14 protein-coding genes are annotated in these 16,012 nt (G+C 43.6%); 4 read left to right on the top strand and 10 right to left on the bottom strand.

Annotation, left to right across the window (positions count from 1 at the left end; genetic code table 11):
• Positions 1–117 precede the first annotated feature (117 nt).
• From ACPK8D_RS04020 to ACPK8D_RS03990, 7 genes are all read right to left on the bottom strand, one after another.
• Positions 118–1,359, bottom strand: coding sequence for an ABC transporter permease (locus ACPK8D_RS04020; RefSeq protein ID WP_424716555.1), 1,242 nt, complete (start codon positions 1,357–1,359; stop codon positions 118–120).
• Positions 1,360–1,562: 203 nt separating this feature from the next.
• The gene (locus tag ACPK8D_RS04015) at positions 1,563–2,945 is read right to left on the bottom strand and encodes a COG1361 S-layer family protein (RefSeq protein WP_424716554.1); all 1,383 of its coding nucleotides are present in this window, start codon (positions 2,943–2,945) and stop codon (positions 1,563–1,565) included.
• 1 nt (position 2,946) lies between these two features.
• The gene (locus ACPK8D_RS04010; protein WP_424716553.1) at positions 2,947–3,867 is read right to left on the bottom strand and encodes an ABC transporter ATP-binding protein; all 921 of its coding nucleotides are present in this window, start codon (positions 3,865–3,867) and stop codon (positions 2,947–2,949) included.
• Positions 3,868–3,999: 132 nt separating this feature from the next.
• Positions 4,000–4,125: a hypothetical protein gene (locus ACPK8D_RS04005; protein ID WP_424716552.1), complete on the bottom strand. Its 126-nt coding sequence runs from the start codon at positions 4,123–4,125 to the stop codon at positions 4,000–4,002.
• Between the two features lie 601 nt (positions 4,126–4,726).
• Entirely contained in the window at positions 4,727–6,112 is a 1,386-nt protein-coding gene (locus tag ACPK8D_RS04000; protein WP_424716551.1) for a DUF7343 domain-containing protein, read from the bottom strand.
• Positions 6,113–6,281: 169 nt separating this feature from the next.
• Positions 6,282–7,364: a hypothetical protein gene (locus ACPK8D_RS03995; protein ID WP_424716550.1), complete on the bottom strand. Its 1,083-nt coding sequence runs from the start codon at positions 7,362–7,364 to the stop codon at positions 6,282–6,284.
• A gap of 133 nt (positions 7,365–7,497) precedes the next feature.
• Entirely contained in the window at positions 7,498–7,896 is a 399-nt protein-coding gene (locus ACPK8D_RS03990; RefSeq protein ID WP_424716549.1) for an ArsR/SmtB family transcription factor, read from the bottom strand.
• 1,036 nt (positions 7,897–8,932) lie between these two features.
• Here ACPK8D_RS03990 and ACPK8D_RS03985 point away from each other — a divergent pair.
• Entirely contained in the window at positions 8,933–9,319 is a 387-nt protein-coding gene (locus ACPK8D_RS03985; protein WP_424716548.1) for a hypothetical protein, read from the top strand.
• Positions 9,320–9,787: 468 nt separating this feature from the next.
• The gene (locus ACPK8D_RS03980) at positions 9,788–10,720 is read left to right on the top strand and encodes a hypothetical protein (RefSeq protein WP_424716547.1); all 933 of its coding nucleotides are present in this window, start codon (positions 9,788–9,790) and stop codon (positions 10,718–10,720) included.
• A 156-nt stretch (positions 10,721–10,876) separates the two neighbouring features.
• On the opposite strand, the gene ACPK8D_RS03975 is transcribed toward ACPK8D_RS03980, so the two are convergent.
• Positions 10,877–11,122 (bottom strand): hypothetical protein, encoded by a 246-nt coding sequence (locus ACPK8D_RS03975; RefSeq protein ID WP_424716546.1) that lies wholly within the window; start codon positions 11,120–11,122, stop codon positions 10,877–10,879.
• Positions 11,123–11,310: 188 nt separating this feature from the next.
• On the opposite strand from ACPK8D_RS03975, the gene ACPK8D_RS03970 reads away from it, so the two are divergent.
• Positions 11,311–11,871, top strand: a complete 561-nt coding sequence (locus ACPK8D_RS03970; RefSeq protein WP_424716545.1) for a hypothetical protein — start codon at positions 11,311–11,313, stop codon at positions 11,869–11,871.
• A 174-nt stretch (positions 11,872–12,045) separates the two neighbouring features.
• On the opposite strand, the gene ACPK8D_RS03965 is transcribed toward ACPK8D_RS03970, so the two are convergent.
• Complete coding sequence (locus ACPK8D_RS03965) at positions 12,046–13,686, bottom strand: HEAT repeat domain-containing protein (RefSeq protein WP_424716544.1); 1,641 nt, start codon at positions 13,684–13,686, stop codon at positions 12,046–12,048.
• Between the two features lie 555 nt (positions 13,687–14,241).
• Positions 14,242–14,931: a dolichol kinase gene (locus ACPK8D_RS03960; protein ID WP_424716543.1), complete on the bottom strand. Its 690-nt coding sequence runs from the start codon at positions 14,929–14,931 to the stop codon at positions 14,242–14,244.
• Between the two features lie 228 nt (positions 14,932–15,159).
• On the opposite strand from ACPK8D_RS03960, the gene ACPK8D_RS03955 reads away from it, so the two are divergent.
• Positions 15,160–15,909, top strand: coding sequence for a carbonic anhydrase (locus ACPK8D_RS03955; RefSeq protein WP_424716542.1), 750 nt, complete (start codon positions 15,160–15,162; stop codon positions 15,907–15,909).
• The last annotated feature ends 103 nt before the right edge of the window (positions 15,910–16,012 follow it).

The raw sequence follows: 16,012 nt of genomic DNA, 5'->3' as shown, positions 1-16,012 counted from the left end.
AAAAGATAGTGAAGCTCTGCAGAGGCAGTGCTGGCTCAAAAATAAAAGCGGGGGAACACTTCGGATTTTCGATTCCCCAGCTTGAGGTTTTTCTCTAATTTTCCGCTAACTTTCAGGTCATTCATACCTCAGGGCATCTACAGGCTTCAGCTTGGAGGCCCTGTATGCAGGAACGGCTCCGGAAACGATGCCTATAACAACCGCCAGGACAAGCCCGAAGAGCATAAGGTGAGGTGAAAGCGAGATACCTGTGTCGCCCTCGGATCTCATCATGGTCATACCAAGCATCGGAAACAGGGTTGAGATAAAAGCTCCCAGCATAACTCCAAAAACCCCTCCGACAAAACCGACCATTGCGGAATTAAAGACGAAAATCATAAGAATATCCCGATTTTTCGCCCCTATAGCTTTCATAGTGCCGATCTCTTTTGTTTTCTCAAGGACCGAGGTAAACATCGTGTTTGCAATTCCCACAGCTCCAACAAGCAGGGACACGGCTGCGATGGCTCCGAGGAAGAGCGTCATTGAGGAGGTCATTTCAGTAACGGATTCGGCCATAGATTTTGACGCAGTCACGGAAAAGTCCATGTCATCTTCCCGCATAACATGCCTTGAAACCATGAGCTTATCTGTAATATCTTCCATTACCGTATCCACAACATCTTCGCTCTGCGCTTTAACCATAATCGTGTCAAAGACATCTTCTTCTGCATCCTCAATCAGGTTTACTGCCCCATCGATAGGCATATAGATGCTGCTATCCCCATGATCGCCTTCTTCGGCCAGGATGCCTACAACGCGCACGGACTTGCCTTTTACGGTTATTACCTGGTTGACTCCCAGGTCCTGGTCGTAAATTCCGCTGGCAACATCGCTCCCTATAACTGCTACGTATTTGTCAGCCGGCTCAAGCAGTCGTCCGGATTGCGTCTCCAGGGTAGTCATGTATTTCCAGACCTGGGGATCTACACCCGTAATTGAAAGGGTTGCGTTTTCCCCTGCATAATCCACTTCTTCACTGCCGGAAATCTCGCCTTCGATGTACTGTATGCCTTCTATACCCTGAAGTGCATCAATATCATCGTCTGTCAATTCGGAATCCATACCTGTACCACCTCCCTCTCCGGGAGGGCCGGGCATATTTGACATCGCCCTGGTATATCCGGGGCTTATAGCTATCTTTGTCAGGTCCATCTCGGCAAGCCTGCTCTGAACCTGTTCCTCCATAGCATCCCCGAGAGAGAGGATGCCGACAACAGCCCCGACCCCTATAACAATCCCTATAATGGTCAGCCAGCTTCGGAGTTTGCTGTGCAGAAGCATATTCAGGGCCATTTTCACATAAGTTGAATTTCTCATCCTGCATCCCTCCGTTCTTTTTCGCTCAAACACAACCGTTGAGCCGTTTGATCACGCCGACAGTGTCGTTTTCGATCAAACCTTTTTTGAAAAGGTTTGCGATCAAGTATTTTTTGAAAAGGTTTGCGTTTTCGCTCAAGCCTTTTCTGAAAAGGCTTGCGTTACTGATACCGCGTTCTTCCTTTTCCGATCATATCGTTATTTTAGTCTCTGGTTGCCCCGGAGTCGTATTTCTGGTCTCCGGTTCCTGTGTTTCCGGATTTTTTCTCTCTTTTTGCCTGCTTTTTTCTGCGGTGTATGAATAATCCCGCTCCTGCAATCACTACTAAAGCGAGATAGGGCGCGTATGAACTGAGGCTACTGCTGCTACGCGCTCCCGGGCCGGTCTCAGTGCCAGTACCGGCAGGCGATGACATCTGGACTGCAACAGCCTTGTCAACTGTTATTCTTTCTCCCTTTGCATCGGTATATTCGATCTGGACTTTTAGCGGAGAAACCGTTGAAACCGAACTTGCATTATCTCCAGCGGCAGCACCGCTTGCTTTTGCAGTGCCAGGCGTTTCTTCCCCACTTGCAGCCTGTGCACTCGCAACATTAAAGGATGCGATTGTATAGTCTCCCTTCTCAAGATTTCCTACAATCGATGAAGAGCTTCCTGATATCCTGTACCCGTCCTGTTCAGGAACCGACACTTTCACGGAATATGCCATGTTGTTGCCCACGTTTGCAACTGAGAGGGAAACTTCTCCCTGGTCGCTTTCTGAGAAGGAGACATCAAAATCAGTTTCTCCGCCTACGAAAAGTCCTGCTGTGGTATTGATACTTTTCTCATTCGAGTCGTAGTCTTCAAATTTAAGGTCTACATCCAGGGTATAAAGCCCAGGGTTAGCGTTTACATCTGCCATGACCGAGTAAGCAACGGTTACGGATTGACCTGCTTCAAGGTACTTTATGTACTTGGTGTTGTCCGAATATACCGGCAGAATTACCCCTTTCTGGTCTTTCCAGGACACTACCATATTTTTCAGAGGGGAGTTTCCCGTATTCGTTATTATGAACTCGAGAGGCTCTTCCTTTGCTATGTCAATATTCGCCTTGTTTATGGTAACAATCTGAGCGTATTCTTTACCCCTTACCTCAAGCTGGATGGTTTTTGTAGTAGTAACCGTCTTTGACGAGGATCCGTCCTCTCTGGCAGTTGTGACAATATTGAGGTCATACTTACCTTCGGAAACATTGGAGTCGGTCATTAGCTTGAATTTAAGGACAGCTGCATCGTCACTATCCTGCCGTGCATTCAGGTAGGAAACCTGTTTTTCAAGCGGTTCTCCGGAAACCTTACTGAAAGGATATTGAGGTTCGATTGCAACATTAATATTTTTCAGGTCATCGTTTCCCATATTCTGTACACTGACAGTAAGTTCGACCGGTTCTCCTGGACGTGCGGCATCAGGATTCTGATTAGTCACGTTTGCCTGAACGGACGAGGAATCTATCAATCCGCTTGCAGCAAAAGCTGTTCCCGCTCCCAGCACCAGCACGGATGAATATATAATCAAGAGCGTTAACAAGGAAAATTTTTTCATTTCATTCCTCCTGTTTATTTCGCGTGCATTCTTCGATTTTTTCTATCTGGCCATCCCTGATGTACACAATTCTTGTAGCGTATTTTACAAGTTCCAGGTCATGGGTCACAATAATGATCGTCTTGCCTTCCTTTTTGTTCAAACCGTCCAGAAACTCCAGAATATAGTCCCCGGTCCTGCTGTCCAGGTTTCCTGTTGGCTCATCAGCCAGGATTACAGGCGGGTTCACTGCAAGGGAGCGTGCTATTGCAACCCTCTGCCTTTGCCCACCTGAAAGCTGGGAAGGCAGGTTGTGTTTTTTATCTGAGAGTCCGACTATCTCAAGCAGGTATTCGGCCTTTTTTAGGGCTTTACGTACATCTTCTTCCTGAAATTCAAGAGGCAGGAGAACGTTTTCCTGCGTGTTAAGGGTAGGAATAAGGTTGAAGCTCTGGAAAATGAAGCCTATCATCTGCCCCCTGATTCTGGCAAGCTCGGACTCGTCAAGTTCCGAAATATCGCTTGAGTTCAGGAAAACCGTGCCCTTCGAAGGCAAATCCAGGCAGCCGAGCAGGTTCATAAGTGTACTTTTTCCGCTCCCGCTTGGGCCAAGAACTACAAGAAACTCCCCCTTATAAATCTCAAGATTTATTCCGCTCAGGGCTGCAAATTCGGACTCCCCCATCTGGTAAGTTTTCCAGACGTCAGTCAGTTTGATAAGCGGAACTTCCCTGTTCCCGGAGAGATTTTCTGCCTCCGGACTTTTGAAAAAATCGCTGTTTGAACTGCTGTACGGGCTGTTTTTTATAGTTTCCCCCGGATCGCTCATCTCAGGATCATTATCCGATTCACCGTAGAAATCTGCGGCTTTCTCGAGCGAATTCAGAATATTTGAGGCATTTAATTTCGTTTTAAATGTCTCTATAATTTCAGTAAGTGTCATATACACCCTCTAAACCATATCCCGCCTCTTCGGGGCAGCTTTTATAAATTCGATTTTTTGTCCATGCTCTGCCTGAAACATCAATTTAAAATTTATTTTACTTCAGTTACTCTGAAGTTTCTCTTGTCGGTGTTAATCTGAAAGTTCTCCTGCTGCCAGTTTGTCGCCTTTGATCACCTTCATTGAAGCAGGACTGATAATGGATCCGCTGCGAGTTAATAGCTGATCCGCGTTTTTTGAGGCACCTGCAAGCTGCAAAGTGCCTCTTTTTGTGGAGTGTAGATTTCTGACTGCTTCCTTCTTTTGTTCTTCAAATGGGAAAACTGAATATCAATAGAAGGATTCCTGATTCTGCTGGCGAAATATCCGTTCCTGCATGTTCTTTCCACTGAACTCTAACGGATTAAGGCACCTGCAAAATACAGGAAACCTTGTCTGCCAGCTTACAGGAGAAGGCAGTCAACCCCTTCATTGGTATTTAATAATAAAAGCATACTTAAGCACGAAAAGGAAGCTAAAGGAATAAATTTATCAATGAAGCTTTTTCAGGAGTCTAAGCCCCAATTCATCCTTTAAAAGCCCTCTAAAGTATTATTCAGTACCCCCTAAAGGGTTGCTTCATGATACGGTTGCGAAAATGCATTGGTTTCCACTACCAGTTTTCAGTTAAGCAAGTCTGAGGCAATTTTATCTTAACCCGGTTTGACTTAAATCCAGAGAAGAACAGGCATATTGACAGAGAAAAGCATCCATAGCGAACAAAAAAAGTAAGCAAATCTAATGGAGAAAGATAGGCACATCTATTTTCGGAAAATTAATGATATTTTAAAAATTAATAAGAAGATCCGTATCCCGAGTTTTAGCGCTCCTCATCTCTCAGGATCACAACATTTCCGCGCCCCCGTTTGAACTTCTCGATCAGTTCCCTTCTTTCAAGGTCTGCAAGCATGAGGCTGACCTTTCCTTCGGAATACTTCAGCCTGCTGCGCAGGTCTTTTTGCGTAATCCTGCCTCCCTGGCCTCGAATTATATCCATAACCTCCTGGAGGTCTGCGGGAAGCGGAAGCTTTTTTCTGGAAGCAGGAATTTCAATTTCGGGATTCTCCGCAGGCTTATCTGTAAGCTTATCCGCAGCTTCTTCGAAGGTTTCCCGTTTCTCTTTTTCCGGTTCGGATTCAGCCAGTTCTCTTCCACTTCCCGGATATTCCTCTTTAATTTGTGCTGGCTCTGCTTGCACCTTCTTTTCCGGGATTTCGGGTGCTGATTCTTTTACTGGCGCTTTTAACGGTTCTTCCAAAGGATCTTTTACCGATTCTTTTACTGGCTCCTTCAGAGACTCTATTACCGGCTCTCTCACAGGCTCTTTTACAGGGTCTGCTACCTGTTCTGTTGCAGACGCAGTTCCTGAAGGCTTTACCCGGAGTTCCTGTACCTGAGACTCCTGTTTTAGTTCGGGTTCTATGTTTTCGTGAGGAACTTCTACCCTTTGTTCTACACTTTTGTGAGAAGTTTCTACCCTTTTATCAGGGGTTTCTACCGAAAGCCCGGGAATCTTAACAGGCTCGGAAAGGTCCCCAATCTTACGCTCTCCTGTCGTATGTCCTTTTCCGGTTATATGTACCCTTTGTTGAGTTTGATTTTCCTCTGTTTTCGTATCCTTTCTGGAGAGCCGGTAGCCTGCTGCAAGCAGGAGAAGTATAAAAAGGGCTGTCAGCAGGTAATTCATATTTAAGGGGCCAGCTCCACTCTGGTCGGCTGGATTCGTATTGCTTGAATTATCTTTTCCAGAGCTGGTAATCTGGCCTGTAGCTGCGTCGGTTAACGGGTTTGTAGTATTCGAGGATAAGTTTTCTGCACTTTGGTTCGGGTTTTCGGAAAATCCATTTACTCCGGAGCCGTCCATGAGTTCTTCGGAATAAACCGGAAGAAGCAGGAGATCGAGTACATATTTTCCCTCATCTTTAATCTTGACAGTCTCTTCTGCCGAATAAATAAGGGTGCTGTTTTGATAATACCTGGCTGTGATAGTATAATCCCCGGGCATAAGATCAAAAGAATAAAAGCCGTATTTTGCCACCATGGACTGAGAGGGAGTGGAATTTACCTCAACCACGGCATTTTCCAGGGGCTTGAAGGTATCCCATCCGTACACCTCCCCATGTACCGTGGCCGTGCTGTCTGCTAAGGCAGGTCCGACTAAAGCAATTACAGCAGCGATACAAATAATATATAGCCTCAGATTCATTTTCGATAAACCCAGAGTTACATTTTGATTTTCAATTTTCCCAGGCCCTTTAATATTCTTTTTCTGCAAAGTTTATGGGCTCTTCCGGATAAAGTCTCTCCTGCTCTGTTTCCGGATAAGCTCTTTCAGAGTCTGTAGTATTAATTCCTGACCTGTGCCCGATTACCGATCATAATTCTTTCCTTTCAGGTCCGTATTCTGTATTATCGTCCTTCCTATCAGGCCCGTATTCTGTATTATCGTCCTTTCTGTCAGGCCCGTATTCTCCAGGGGCCATCCCTTCTTCAAAGAAAGGTTTCGCCCAGTTTTCTTCTCTTACTGATCTACCTGCCTCTTCAACGGCGTATGTGCCGTTTCCCTGGAAAGCTGCATAACCTTCACCATCTGCAGTCAGGGTAATGTTTTCATTGCTTAACAGTACTGTCTTACGGGAGCCGGAAACTTTCACATCAGCAGAATTTATGAGGTACAGGCGGACCTTATCATGCCTATCGTTTTTCTCTTCAAACGTATAATCTCCTTCTATATCAATTTCGGAGTCGCTGGAAAGATCTCCTATTGCCATTTTTCCTTCTTCCAGGTGCAGGTTCAGCGTGAAACTGCCCATGAGAATGGCTTTTCCTTCTCCTGCTGCAGTGAGCCGGGATGTGCTGTTGAGTTCTTCGCTTCCAGGCATCAGAAACTGGATTTCCTCGAAAATATCTTTCAGGACATGATTAGCCTGAATCATACTTTCCTGCGACCTGATCAGATATTCCCTTTCCAGGTCTTCGGATGAACCATTGTATGGATCGGAATTCGTAACCGAGCTATTGTTTTCTCCGCCTGCGGCTGCGTCTGCAAGGGCCCGGTATTGCTTTGCCTCATCTACGAGAAGGTTATATTCTTCAAGCAGGGCTTCAAGTCTGCCAACATCTTCCCCTTCGGCTTTGAGGCGTTCAATCCCGCTTTCGAGCCGCATTGAGATGATTTCTGCCTTCTCGATATTGCTGTCAAGAAGGGATGTCGCATCTCTCAGAGTATGGACGGACTCATAGCCTTGATGAGGCCCGCCTGGAGGGGAATCCGGGGGATGCATACCTTGCATCCCAGGTCCTTCACGGTCCAGAAGCCCTGTGTAGGGACAAAAAATAGTCCTGTAAAGATCTTCTGGAGCTTTACAAGTAAAGAACTGGGTCTCCGCATCAACGCAGCCTGAGATCACGATAGCTCCTGCAAGTATAAAGAGCAGGGACAGAAATTTGATTTTCATACTGGGCACGTCCTGTGGAAAGAACTGATTGCTGGACTGTACTTTTTATTCAAGTTCCTATATTTAATGTTTGGTTATTTTCAAAGCTTTTTTCGGAAAAATTGAATCATCCCGGAGCCTCTGAGGCATATGATTAACTCCAGGACAATTTTGGGATTTCTTGCCTCTCTGAATTTTCTGGACTGTTTTGCCCGTGCTTCATAGAAGTAAGAGAAAACTCCGGATTTTCTTTTGCAGGCAGAAAAACAATTACTTTTTCCACGGCCTCATAAACTTTTACTTCCCTTCCTTTCCGGCTCCATTTTACGTGCCTGATTCTGATCATTCCGGCCTCGAGAAGCGAGTCCAGGTTATATTTGAGAGTATTCAGGCGCACCCCAAGTTCATCAGCCAGGTTACCTGCCGACATTGATTCCTTATTAAGCAGTTTAAGAATTTTGATTGAGGTTTCACTTGAAAGAAGTCGGGCAATTTTCCTTGAATCTTCGGAAAGCTGCAGAATCAGCAATTTTTCCTCCGGGTTATCAGGCATTTGTACTCCTGTTGCATTTTTTCTCGCATTTATAGATTGTATTAAAACTCTTTAAGGTAATTCTTTAAAAAGCTGGAAAATCTGTCAGGAACTATCGAACTGATATTGCAGGTCTATAGGCATATGGTTTCCTCAATGCTTTAACCGTTTTTACATGCACAGTACAAAGCTATATTTTGGTAGCATATTTCTGGGTTTTTTGGGATGGATGTTAACGCTCGATATGTTCCTGACAGAAGATGCTATATCTGGATTTAAAGATAAAAGAATACTTACTTTTTCAGTAATATTAATGGATTAAATTTACAATTTATGTTTTAAATGGAATTATTTTTGAATTTAATCCTTTATGGCTTTTAATTGGCTTATTTTAAAGGCGAATAAGCCTTTAAAAGTCCAGAATAGGCTTTTTCTTACATTGGCTACTTTTCAAATTAAAAAAAATTGTCCTTGCTTTGAGATTATATAACGGACAAAAGGATACTTAGAGAATATAATTTAGAATGAACTCTAGATGAATTTTCCACGATAACAAATGCGTAATATTTCATCTGTTAAAGAATACAATGTTTAAAGGGCCTAATAAGCATTAGTTACCGAATTTGAGGTCTTTTATAGGATATGAGACTTAAAAAAGCTTACTTATTTGAATTAAACCCCTATAACTACTTTATTTCTGCAAGTAATTTTATATTTAAGCCAATATATTTTAGAATTGTCTATCGGCAAATAACCGGTAAGACAATTAACAGAGAAGGACTTGCGCAATTGAACTGAGAAAGAAGTAGCAAGGAAAAAGCAGCATGAAAATTTAAAAGTTTAAATTGTCTGCAACAACTTGCTTGTACTTTATTTTGTTATCAAGTGTGTAAGTCTATTTATGCCTAAAAAAATTACCAGTAGTCTTACAGAAGTAAATCCGGGTGATTAGCTGGTAAACCTGGTACAGTATCTCCCCGTAGTACATATGCGGCGGAAGCGAAGTGAAAAATAAAGATTAATTGCATCAAATCAGATAAAATAAAGGAGTGGACATATGGGAAAGCAAATATTTGACAGAATAAAAAAGACAATGTGCATTTTAATGCTGGTCTTTTTCGTAGCGTCAGTAATGGTTGCGTCAGTAAGCGCAGCTCCACAAACTGAGAATCAATGGGGCAATGAAAAGAAGCAATGGGATAATCAAAAGAAAAACTGGGAAAACGAGAAGAGAAACTGGGACAATGAGCAGAAAAAGTGGGAAAAGGAGAAACAGAAATGGAACAACAGGAAACACGGTGACGATTACAGAAAATGGGAAATTAATTATAAGAAGTGGATAAATAATCACAAGAAATGGGAAAGCAACTATAAAAAATGGCAAAATAATCACAAGAAATGGCAAAATGAGTATAATAACAGATTCAAAGGAAGCAGACGGTGAGGACCGGCTGTAAAAAATTGATTACAACTGACTCGTAAAACCCTTTGTCAAATTCTAAAGCAGGAGACTCTTAACCAGCTGTATTGTAGGGTCTTTCTTGATTGGACTTACGCAGTTGAGAAGCAAAATAAAGCATGAGAAGGTCTACCGTAAATATTATGGATTAGACAATTTGAAATCTCATGCTACTTTTTCTCAGTTCAACTGCGCAGGTCCTGATAATAAATATATCTCTTTTGTTTAAGGATACAGTGTTTAAGAGCTCGGATAAGTTTTAATCAGCCTATTTAAGCCTCCTGCAAGTTTTTAAAGCTTATAAAAGCTTATTATTTAAAATAAGAGGCATTAACCTCTTAATTTCGGAAAGTAAGCTTATATTTAAGCCCGTTAATTTCAGGACTGTCAACAGGCGAACAGCCGGCGAGACAAAAGGAACAAAGAAAACACGGTAATTAACGGAGGTAAGTTATGGCAATAAAAGCATTAAAATCAATTTCCCGCTTTGCGATGATGCTGGTTGTATTGGGTATCATCCCTTCAGGGGCTTTTGCTTCAGAAAACGCAACCCTGACAAATTCAACTGATCCGGTGTACGGTCCAGGACCCTATCCGGCCGGGAATATAACCGAAGAAAACTTTAATGAGGTTCAGGCAGACCTTCTTGACTCGATAAATAAGAAAATTACTGAACTTCAGACGCTCTACAGTGAGGTAAACAAGGTTTCGAATGCATCCGACCTCCAGAAAGTTCTATCCGATCACAGGCAGGTAAGTGAGGGTATGGGGCATGGAGGAAGGCATATGGGGCCTGATGAGATGCAAATGGGGCCTGGAGGAAGGCATGGGTTTTATCCTGGACTGCTTGAGAATGTAACTGATGAAAATTTCACTGAGGTTCAGACCGAAATGCTTGATTCCTTCCAGAATATGACCGGAAAGCTCGAAGCTGCACAGGCAAGGCTTACAGAAGCCGGTGAGAGCGACAGGGCTGGAGAACTTGATGAAAAAATTGCCGAGATTCGGAACCTGTACACTGAAGTGAGTGAAGCCTCGACTGCGGCAGAACTGAATGAAGTCTTATTCACCCACGAACAGGCCCAGGCCGTTGATTATCTTGAAAAGAAAATCGAGACCCTTGAAGCCAGAGTGAATGAAAACGGAAACACGAGTGATGAGCAGCTCAGCACCAGAATTACGGAACTCACGGCCCTGAAAGAAAAAATCAAAGGAGCCGAATCCTTTGACGAACTTAAGGAGATCATGTACTCGGCCAGGAATACTGCAATGAAAAATGGAATGTATGCCGACGATCCCGGGCGTCAGAGAGGCTGCCGCCCTATGGACTGTCCTTGCCGAATTCAGGATAACGCAACTGAAGACAACACCGACAGCAGCACTTAAACCTGATACGAAACGGGCAGCAAACTAAAAGACTGGAACTCCACCAAAAGACATCTTGCCGCTGGAAGGCAATAGAAATTAAGAGAAAAATCTCTGATTTTTCTGTTCCCGAAATCAAACTGGGTTTCACGGAAAACTCGGGAACGGAAAAATTCACTATATCCTTAATATTACGAAAAACACCTGCAGCCCGGAAAATCTCTGTCCCACAACCGTTGAACCGCAAACGTTGCGCCGTTTGATCACGCCGGATAGGGTTTTGGGATTATAAGCGATCTCTACCACAAGCGTTGCTAGGGGTTTTCGATCAAACCTTTTTTGAAAAGGTTTGCGATCAAGCCTTTTTGGAAAAGGTTTGCGTTGCGCCGGTTGATCACGCCGTTGCCAGGGGTTTTTGATCAAACTTTTTTTAAAAAAGTTTGCGAGCAAGCATTTTTTTGAAAAGGTTTGCGGGACTCGGGCGGCGGCTCGGGCGGTAGTCCAGAGGTGAAATTTATGAAAATTTTAACTAAAAAATAATTCCCATTTTTCTTACTTTATTAACTCTATTCGGTATCATTCCCTCCTGCACGTTTGCTGAGGAGCAAAATATGCCTCTTTCATCCGGTTCGGGGGACTCCTTTGAGATTATGAAGAGCCGAATGACCGAATCAGTAAACAGCAGGATCGAAGTTCTGGAAAATTCAAAAGGAGAACTTGATAATGGATTCCTTGAATCAGCCGAACAGCTCATAGCTGGCCTTGAATCCGTAAAGGAAGAAGTTTCCGGAGCTGAAGATGAAGCCGAACTTTTTGAGGTTAAACAGAGGCTTGATTCTCTGCTTAACACAGCTACCGAAAAATTGAAAAACCTCCCCGGATTTCTTACTCCTGATATGAGCTCTGGGCCGGAAATGCAAAATAGAAGTGGAAACTTCTCCCGGACTTTTGAGAGCAGGTCGGAAAGACGCCCTGAAATGCCTGAAATACTGAATAACACAGGCAAGGCGAGCGGCGAAAATATGACAATGGAAAATCGTGAGCCTCCTGGACAGCCTCCTGAAAACCCTGGGGAAACGGGCAATATCACTAAAGAAGACAGCAGAGAAACCGCAAATGAGTCCGGTTTTCTCGGCAAGCTGATAAATGCTTTAATATCCCTTTTCAGCTAACCTTATAGGAGTAAGCTCAGGATTCCTTTAAAAAGCAATCAAAAAATAATTGCAAATGGAAGAATTTTTTTCTTCCCTACTGGAATTTTTATAAATTGTTTTCAGCTTATAGGGACTTTTTGACTTTTTGAATATGTTTTAGCCTTTGATTATTCCCGGAGAAAGAGGCGCTTTTTAGAATTTCAATCTCAACTTCATCCCGCAGAAAGGACAGAAATTAGGAGTAATAGGAAGGTTCAGACTTCTTGAGCAATATGGGCAGGTCAGACCTGTCCCTTTTTTTTCTCCGGGACTCGAGTTCTGATGGGCTCTGGACTCTTCGGTCTCTTCAACGGAAATTGAGAGCTCAAGCTCTTTGAGAGAATTCATGCTATGGATATCACCTGAAAGATTTGAAGCTTTAATCCGAACTTCAGGATTATCACCTGCCAGGCAGCCACTCAGGACAGGCTCTGCATCAGGGTTTTTGGTCTTTTCCGGAGCGATTACCTGTGACGGATTGGACTTATTAATTCTTTCGAGAGCTTTCAATGCAGTCCTTCGTACGCAGGCGTCCGAACTTTCACTGGCTCTGACAAGCCCTGAAATCGCCTCTGGGGTACCGATTTTCTCAAGTGAGGCGATTGCGGCTTTTTGCATCAGGCTTTCAGGATTTTCAAGAATCATTATCAGCTCCGGAACAGCCTGCTGCGCTTTGACATCCCCAAGCGCTGAAGCCGCAGCTTCTCTTACTGCGGCTTTACTATCATGGAGGGTTTTTAAAAGACCTGATATAGCCTCAGATGTGCCGGCTTTTCCAAGACCCAGAACTGCCGATTCCCTGACTGAACTGTCCGGATCGTTAAGGGCTTTCAGAAGCCCCTGTATGGCCTCAGGGGTTCCATTTTTCCCAAGAGCGCAGGTAATCGCCTTCCTTACGGAGTTCTCATAGATATCAAAAGCTTTGACCAGCCCCCGGGCCGCTTCGGGAGAACGGATATCTCCCAGGACATCTGAAGCCCGGCTTCTCAGATACCAGTCCGGGTCATCAAGAGCTTTTAAAAGTCCTGAGACTGCATCAGGCGTTCCTATCTTCCCGAGGGTTTCAATTGAAATTTTTCTCACATCCCTGCTTGAAGCTCCGAGCGCCCTGACGAGCTCAGGTACTGAAGTTGACGCACTTACGATTTTGCAAAGGGTTTCGGACGCTGCCTCATGTACAGGTTGCCTTGGGTCCCTGAGGGTTTCTATCAGCTCGTCAAGTACATCAGATTTGCCCCTTTTTCCCAGGGTTTCGGCTGCGTGCTGCCTCACTTTGTTATCCGAATTTTCAATTGCCTTTACCAGGCAGAGAGCAGCTTCATAAGTGTCAATCTTCCCGAGAGCTATTATCGAAATCCTTTTCAGCGAATCGTCGGGATAAGCCAGGGCTTTCTCAAGGCCGTAAATGGCTTCTCTGGAACCTATTCTCATCAGAGATTTCACCGCCTCCCTCTGGACAAACCTGTCCTTATCCCCGAACCCTTTAATAATACCTGAGATTGCTTCAGGTGTGCCTATATTTTCGAGGGAGGCAATCGCAGTCTTTTTAACGGGACTTTCAGGGTCATCAAGTGCCTTTATAAGTCCAGGAACAGCTCCCGGTAGATTGAATTTTCCCAGGGCTTCTGCAGCGGCAGCTCTTACCTTTGCGTTTGAGTCATCCAGCGCTTCTATCAGAGCGGGCAAAGCATAAGGGTTCCCCAGCTTTCCAAGTTCTTCGGCAGCAGCTGTTCGGTTTCCTGCAAAAACCGAACGTTCCAACTTTTTAATCAGATCTTTTATATTTTCATCCATTTTCCTTCTATCCCCCGTTAGTGTAAAGCTTTACCCGGACTGACTATAAAAAATATTTCATAAGATGAAGCTAAATGAACTTAAAATAAATAGGATGTCCTCCAGTTTGCTAATTCTAAAATTGGCACTTTCAATCCGGGATATTTTGATATGGTGGCGTATAATTCGGATACAACTGAACCCATCTGTTTGAGCTCGGGTCTGAAAAGTTACAAATGCCCCCTCTTTACACTATTAAACTCAGCCCGTAACATACTTTATTTTTAAATATATTACATCCTAAGATATATGAACTTTTAGATTGTTTATATAAATAATATGTAGGTGTCAGGTTACTGTAAGGCCACGGCTGCGTTTAGAAAATATGAAATTACAAAGAAAGTGCAGATTGGGGAAAAATTGAAAAAAAACATAAATCAGGAAATAAGTGAAAAAATTATAAATTAGGAAATGCGAGAAAAAGGAAATCTAAGCTGAAAAAGAAAAGGTAAAAATGGAAAATCGGGGAAAACCGGAAAATACAGGATAAATAATCAGGAACTTCATCAGAAAAAATTAATAAAAAGGGGCCGTAAGCGAGGGGAGGTAATAGTGAGCTGCGAGCAGTATAAACAGGCCACATGCCGGCACTGTGATATTATCGTCTATATTCTCTATTCTTTCCACAAATGAACATACTATTCCTGCAAAAATCCCGGCAAGGCCCATTTTTGCGCCGATGATTATACACAGCACGAGCATACCTGCAGTGCCTTCCCAGGCTTTTGTCCTTTTGTTGTATTTAAGGTTCCTGATTACGCCCGTAATCCCGTCTCCATATGCCATGAAAAGCACCGGAACCACTCCAAGCCAGAAACTCCTGTCAATGTACCAGGTAAAAAGTATTATCAATCCCCAGCTCAATGTGAAATCCACATCATAGAAATTTTCGGGGTCCTGGAACCAGTACATCCTCCTGTTGAGTTTATGCGGCAGATAGGTTATAAGTGCAAGACCGAAAGCAGTAGCTGCCGGCACAATAGGCTCATGGGCGATAAAGGGGAGCAACATTGCTGTCAATCCGCCCGCAAGAAAGTGAATTGCTTTTCTTGAAAAATACATTGAAGAATTAATCGACCTGCCCTTTTTTAAAGCAAACTCATATACCTTTTTAGAGATAACCAGCAGCACGAACAGGTTCCATACTGAAAGTACCGCAAATACGGGCAGGTCTGCCAGTACAGCTTCCCATGAAATTTGAAGCATAGCCTCCATGACACACTCAACATCTTTTAAATATAAGACTTTTTTTGAATTGCTGCATTTCTCTTTAATAAAATGTATCAATCGGGATTTCGGGTTTGCAAACTTTGACTATAAAATGGCCACTTTTAAGCTTTACATTCTTCTCTTTTTATATTTTTATATTTTTTTGAATAAAAATAGAAATGTCTATATATTTTATAATCTTCATACTGTTAATGGAGGACCTCAATGAGATTCAACAAGCAGATCTTTACAATCCTTATTCTATCTCTTTCACTGGCCCTTGTAGGGAGCGGGTGCATCTCCGAAGGTGAAGGAGCAGAGGAAAATGTCCCGCAGAAAGTAATTGAGAGTAAGTTTTCGAACATCAGAGAAAATCCGGTAACACCCTGGAACCCCGAGCCTGACGCGCCTGTAATTGATCCCACAGCCTGTATTGACCCCCAGGCTTCAGTCATAGGAAACGTGGAAATAGGTGCCAGTGTTATGGTTTCCCCCATGGCATCGGTCCGGAGCGACGAAGGAATGCCGATTTTCGTAGGTAATAGGAGCAACGTGCAGGACGGAGTTGTGCTCCATGCACTTGAGACGATCGATGAGGAAGGCGAGCCTGTAGAAAAGAACCTCGTTGAAATTGGCGGCAAGAAATATGCAGTCTATATAGGAGAAAATGTTTCGCTTGCCCACCAGTCTCAGGTTCACGGTCCGTCGTCCGTAGGCAGTGATACATTTATCGGTATGCAGGCTTTCGTTTTCAAATCAGAGGTAGGGAACGATTGTGTACTTGAACCGAGATCAGCAGCAATTGGCGTAACCATTCCTGATGGCAGGTATATCCCGGCAGGCGTGGTTGTCACCTCACAGGCCGAAGCCGATAAGCTGCCGGAAGTTACTGACGATTATGCATACAGGCACACTAATGAGGCCGTAGTATACGTAAACGTCCACCTGGCCGAAGGGTATAATGAAGCTTCATAATAAGAATCAGATTACAGTAGAAAAAATTAATTGAAATAAAGAAAGTCAAGCATTAAAAAAGAAAGTAACTAAGTCAACTAAGGAAAATGAATTAACTAACTCA

The organism is Methanosarcina sp., from assembly GCF_049706645.1.
GTDB lineage: Archaea > Halobacteriota > Methanosarcinia > Methanosarcinales > Methanosarcinaceae > Methanosarcina.
This window is presented reverse-complemented; position numbering and strand designations above follow the sequence as displayed.

Excerpts from the sequence above, each read along its gene's own strand:
- ACPK8D_RS04020 (WP_424716555.1), bottom strand. The coding sequence starts at position 1,359 with ATGAGAAATTCAACTTATGTGAAAATGGCCCTGAATATGCTTCTGCAC.
- ACPK8D_RS04015 (WP_424716554.1), bottom strand. The coding sequence starts at position 2,945 with ATGAAAAAATTTTCCTTGTTAACGCTCTTGATTATATATTCATCCGTG.
- ACPK8D_RS04010 (WP_424716553.1), bottom strand. The coding sequence starts at position 3,867 with ATGACACTTACTGAAATTATAGAGACATTTAAAACGAAATTAAATGCC.
- ACPK8D_RS04000 (WP_424716551.1), bottom strand. The coding sequence starts at position 6,112 with ATGAATCTGAGGCTATATATTATTTGTATCGCTGCTGTAATTGCTTTA.
- ACPK8D_RS03995 (WP_424716550.1), bottom strand. The coding sequence starts at position 7,364 with ATGAAAATCAAATTTCTGTCCCTGCTCTTTATACTTGCAGGAGCTATC.
- ACPK8D_RS03990 (WP_424716549.1), bottom strand. The coding sequence starts at position 7,896 with ATGCCTGATAACCCGGAGGAAAAATTGCTGATTCTGCAGCTTTCCGAA.
- ACPK8D_RS03985 (WP_424716548.1), top strand. The coding sequence starts at position 8,933 with ATGGGAAAGCAAATATTTGACAGAATAAAAAAGACAATGTGCATTTTA.
- ACPK8D_RS03980 (WP_424716547.1), top strand. The coding sequence starts at position 9,788 with ATGGCAATAAAAGCATTAAAATCAATTTCCCGCTTTGCGATGATGCTG.
- ACPK8D_RS03970 (WP_424716545.1), top strand. The coding sequence starts at position 11,311 with ATGCCTCTTTCATCCGGTTCGGGGGACTCCTTTGAGATTATGAAGAGC.
- ACPK8D_RS03965 (WP_424716544.1), bottom strand. The coding sequence starts at position 13,686 with ATGGATGAAAATATAAAAGATCTGATTAAAAAGTTGGAACGTTCGGTT.
- ACPK8D_RS03960 (WP_424716543.1), bottom strand. The coding sequence starts at position 14,931 with ATGCTTCAAATTTCATGGGAAGCTGTACTGGCAGACCTGCCCGTATTT.
- ACPK8D_RS03955 (WP_424716542.1), top strand. The coding sequence starts at position 15,160 with ATGAGATTCAACAAGCAGATCTTTACAATCCTTATTCTATCTCTTTCA.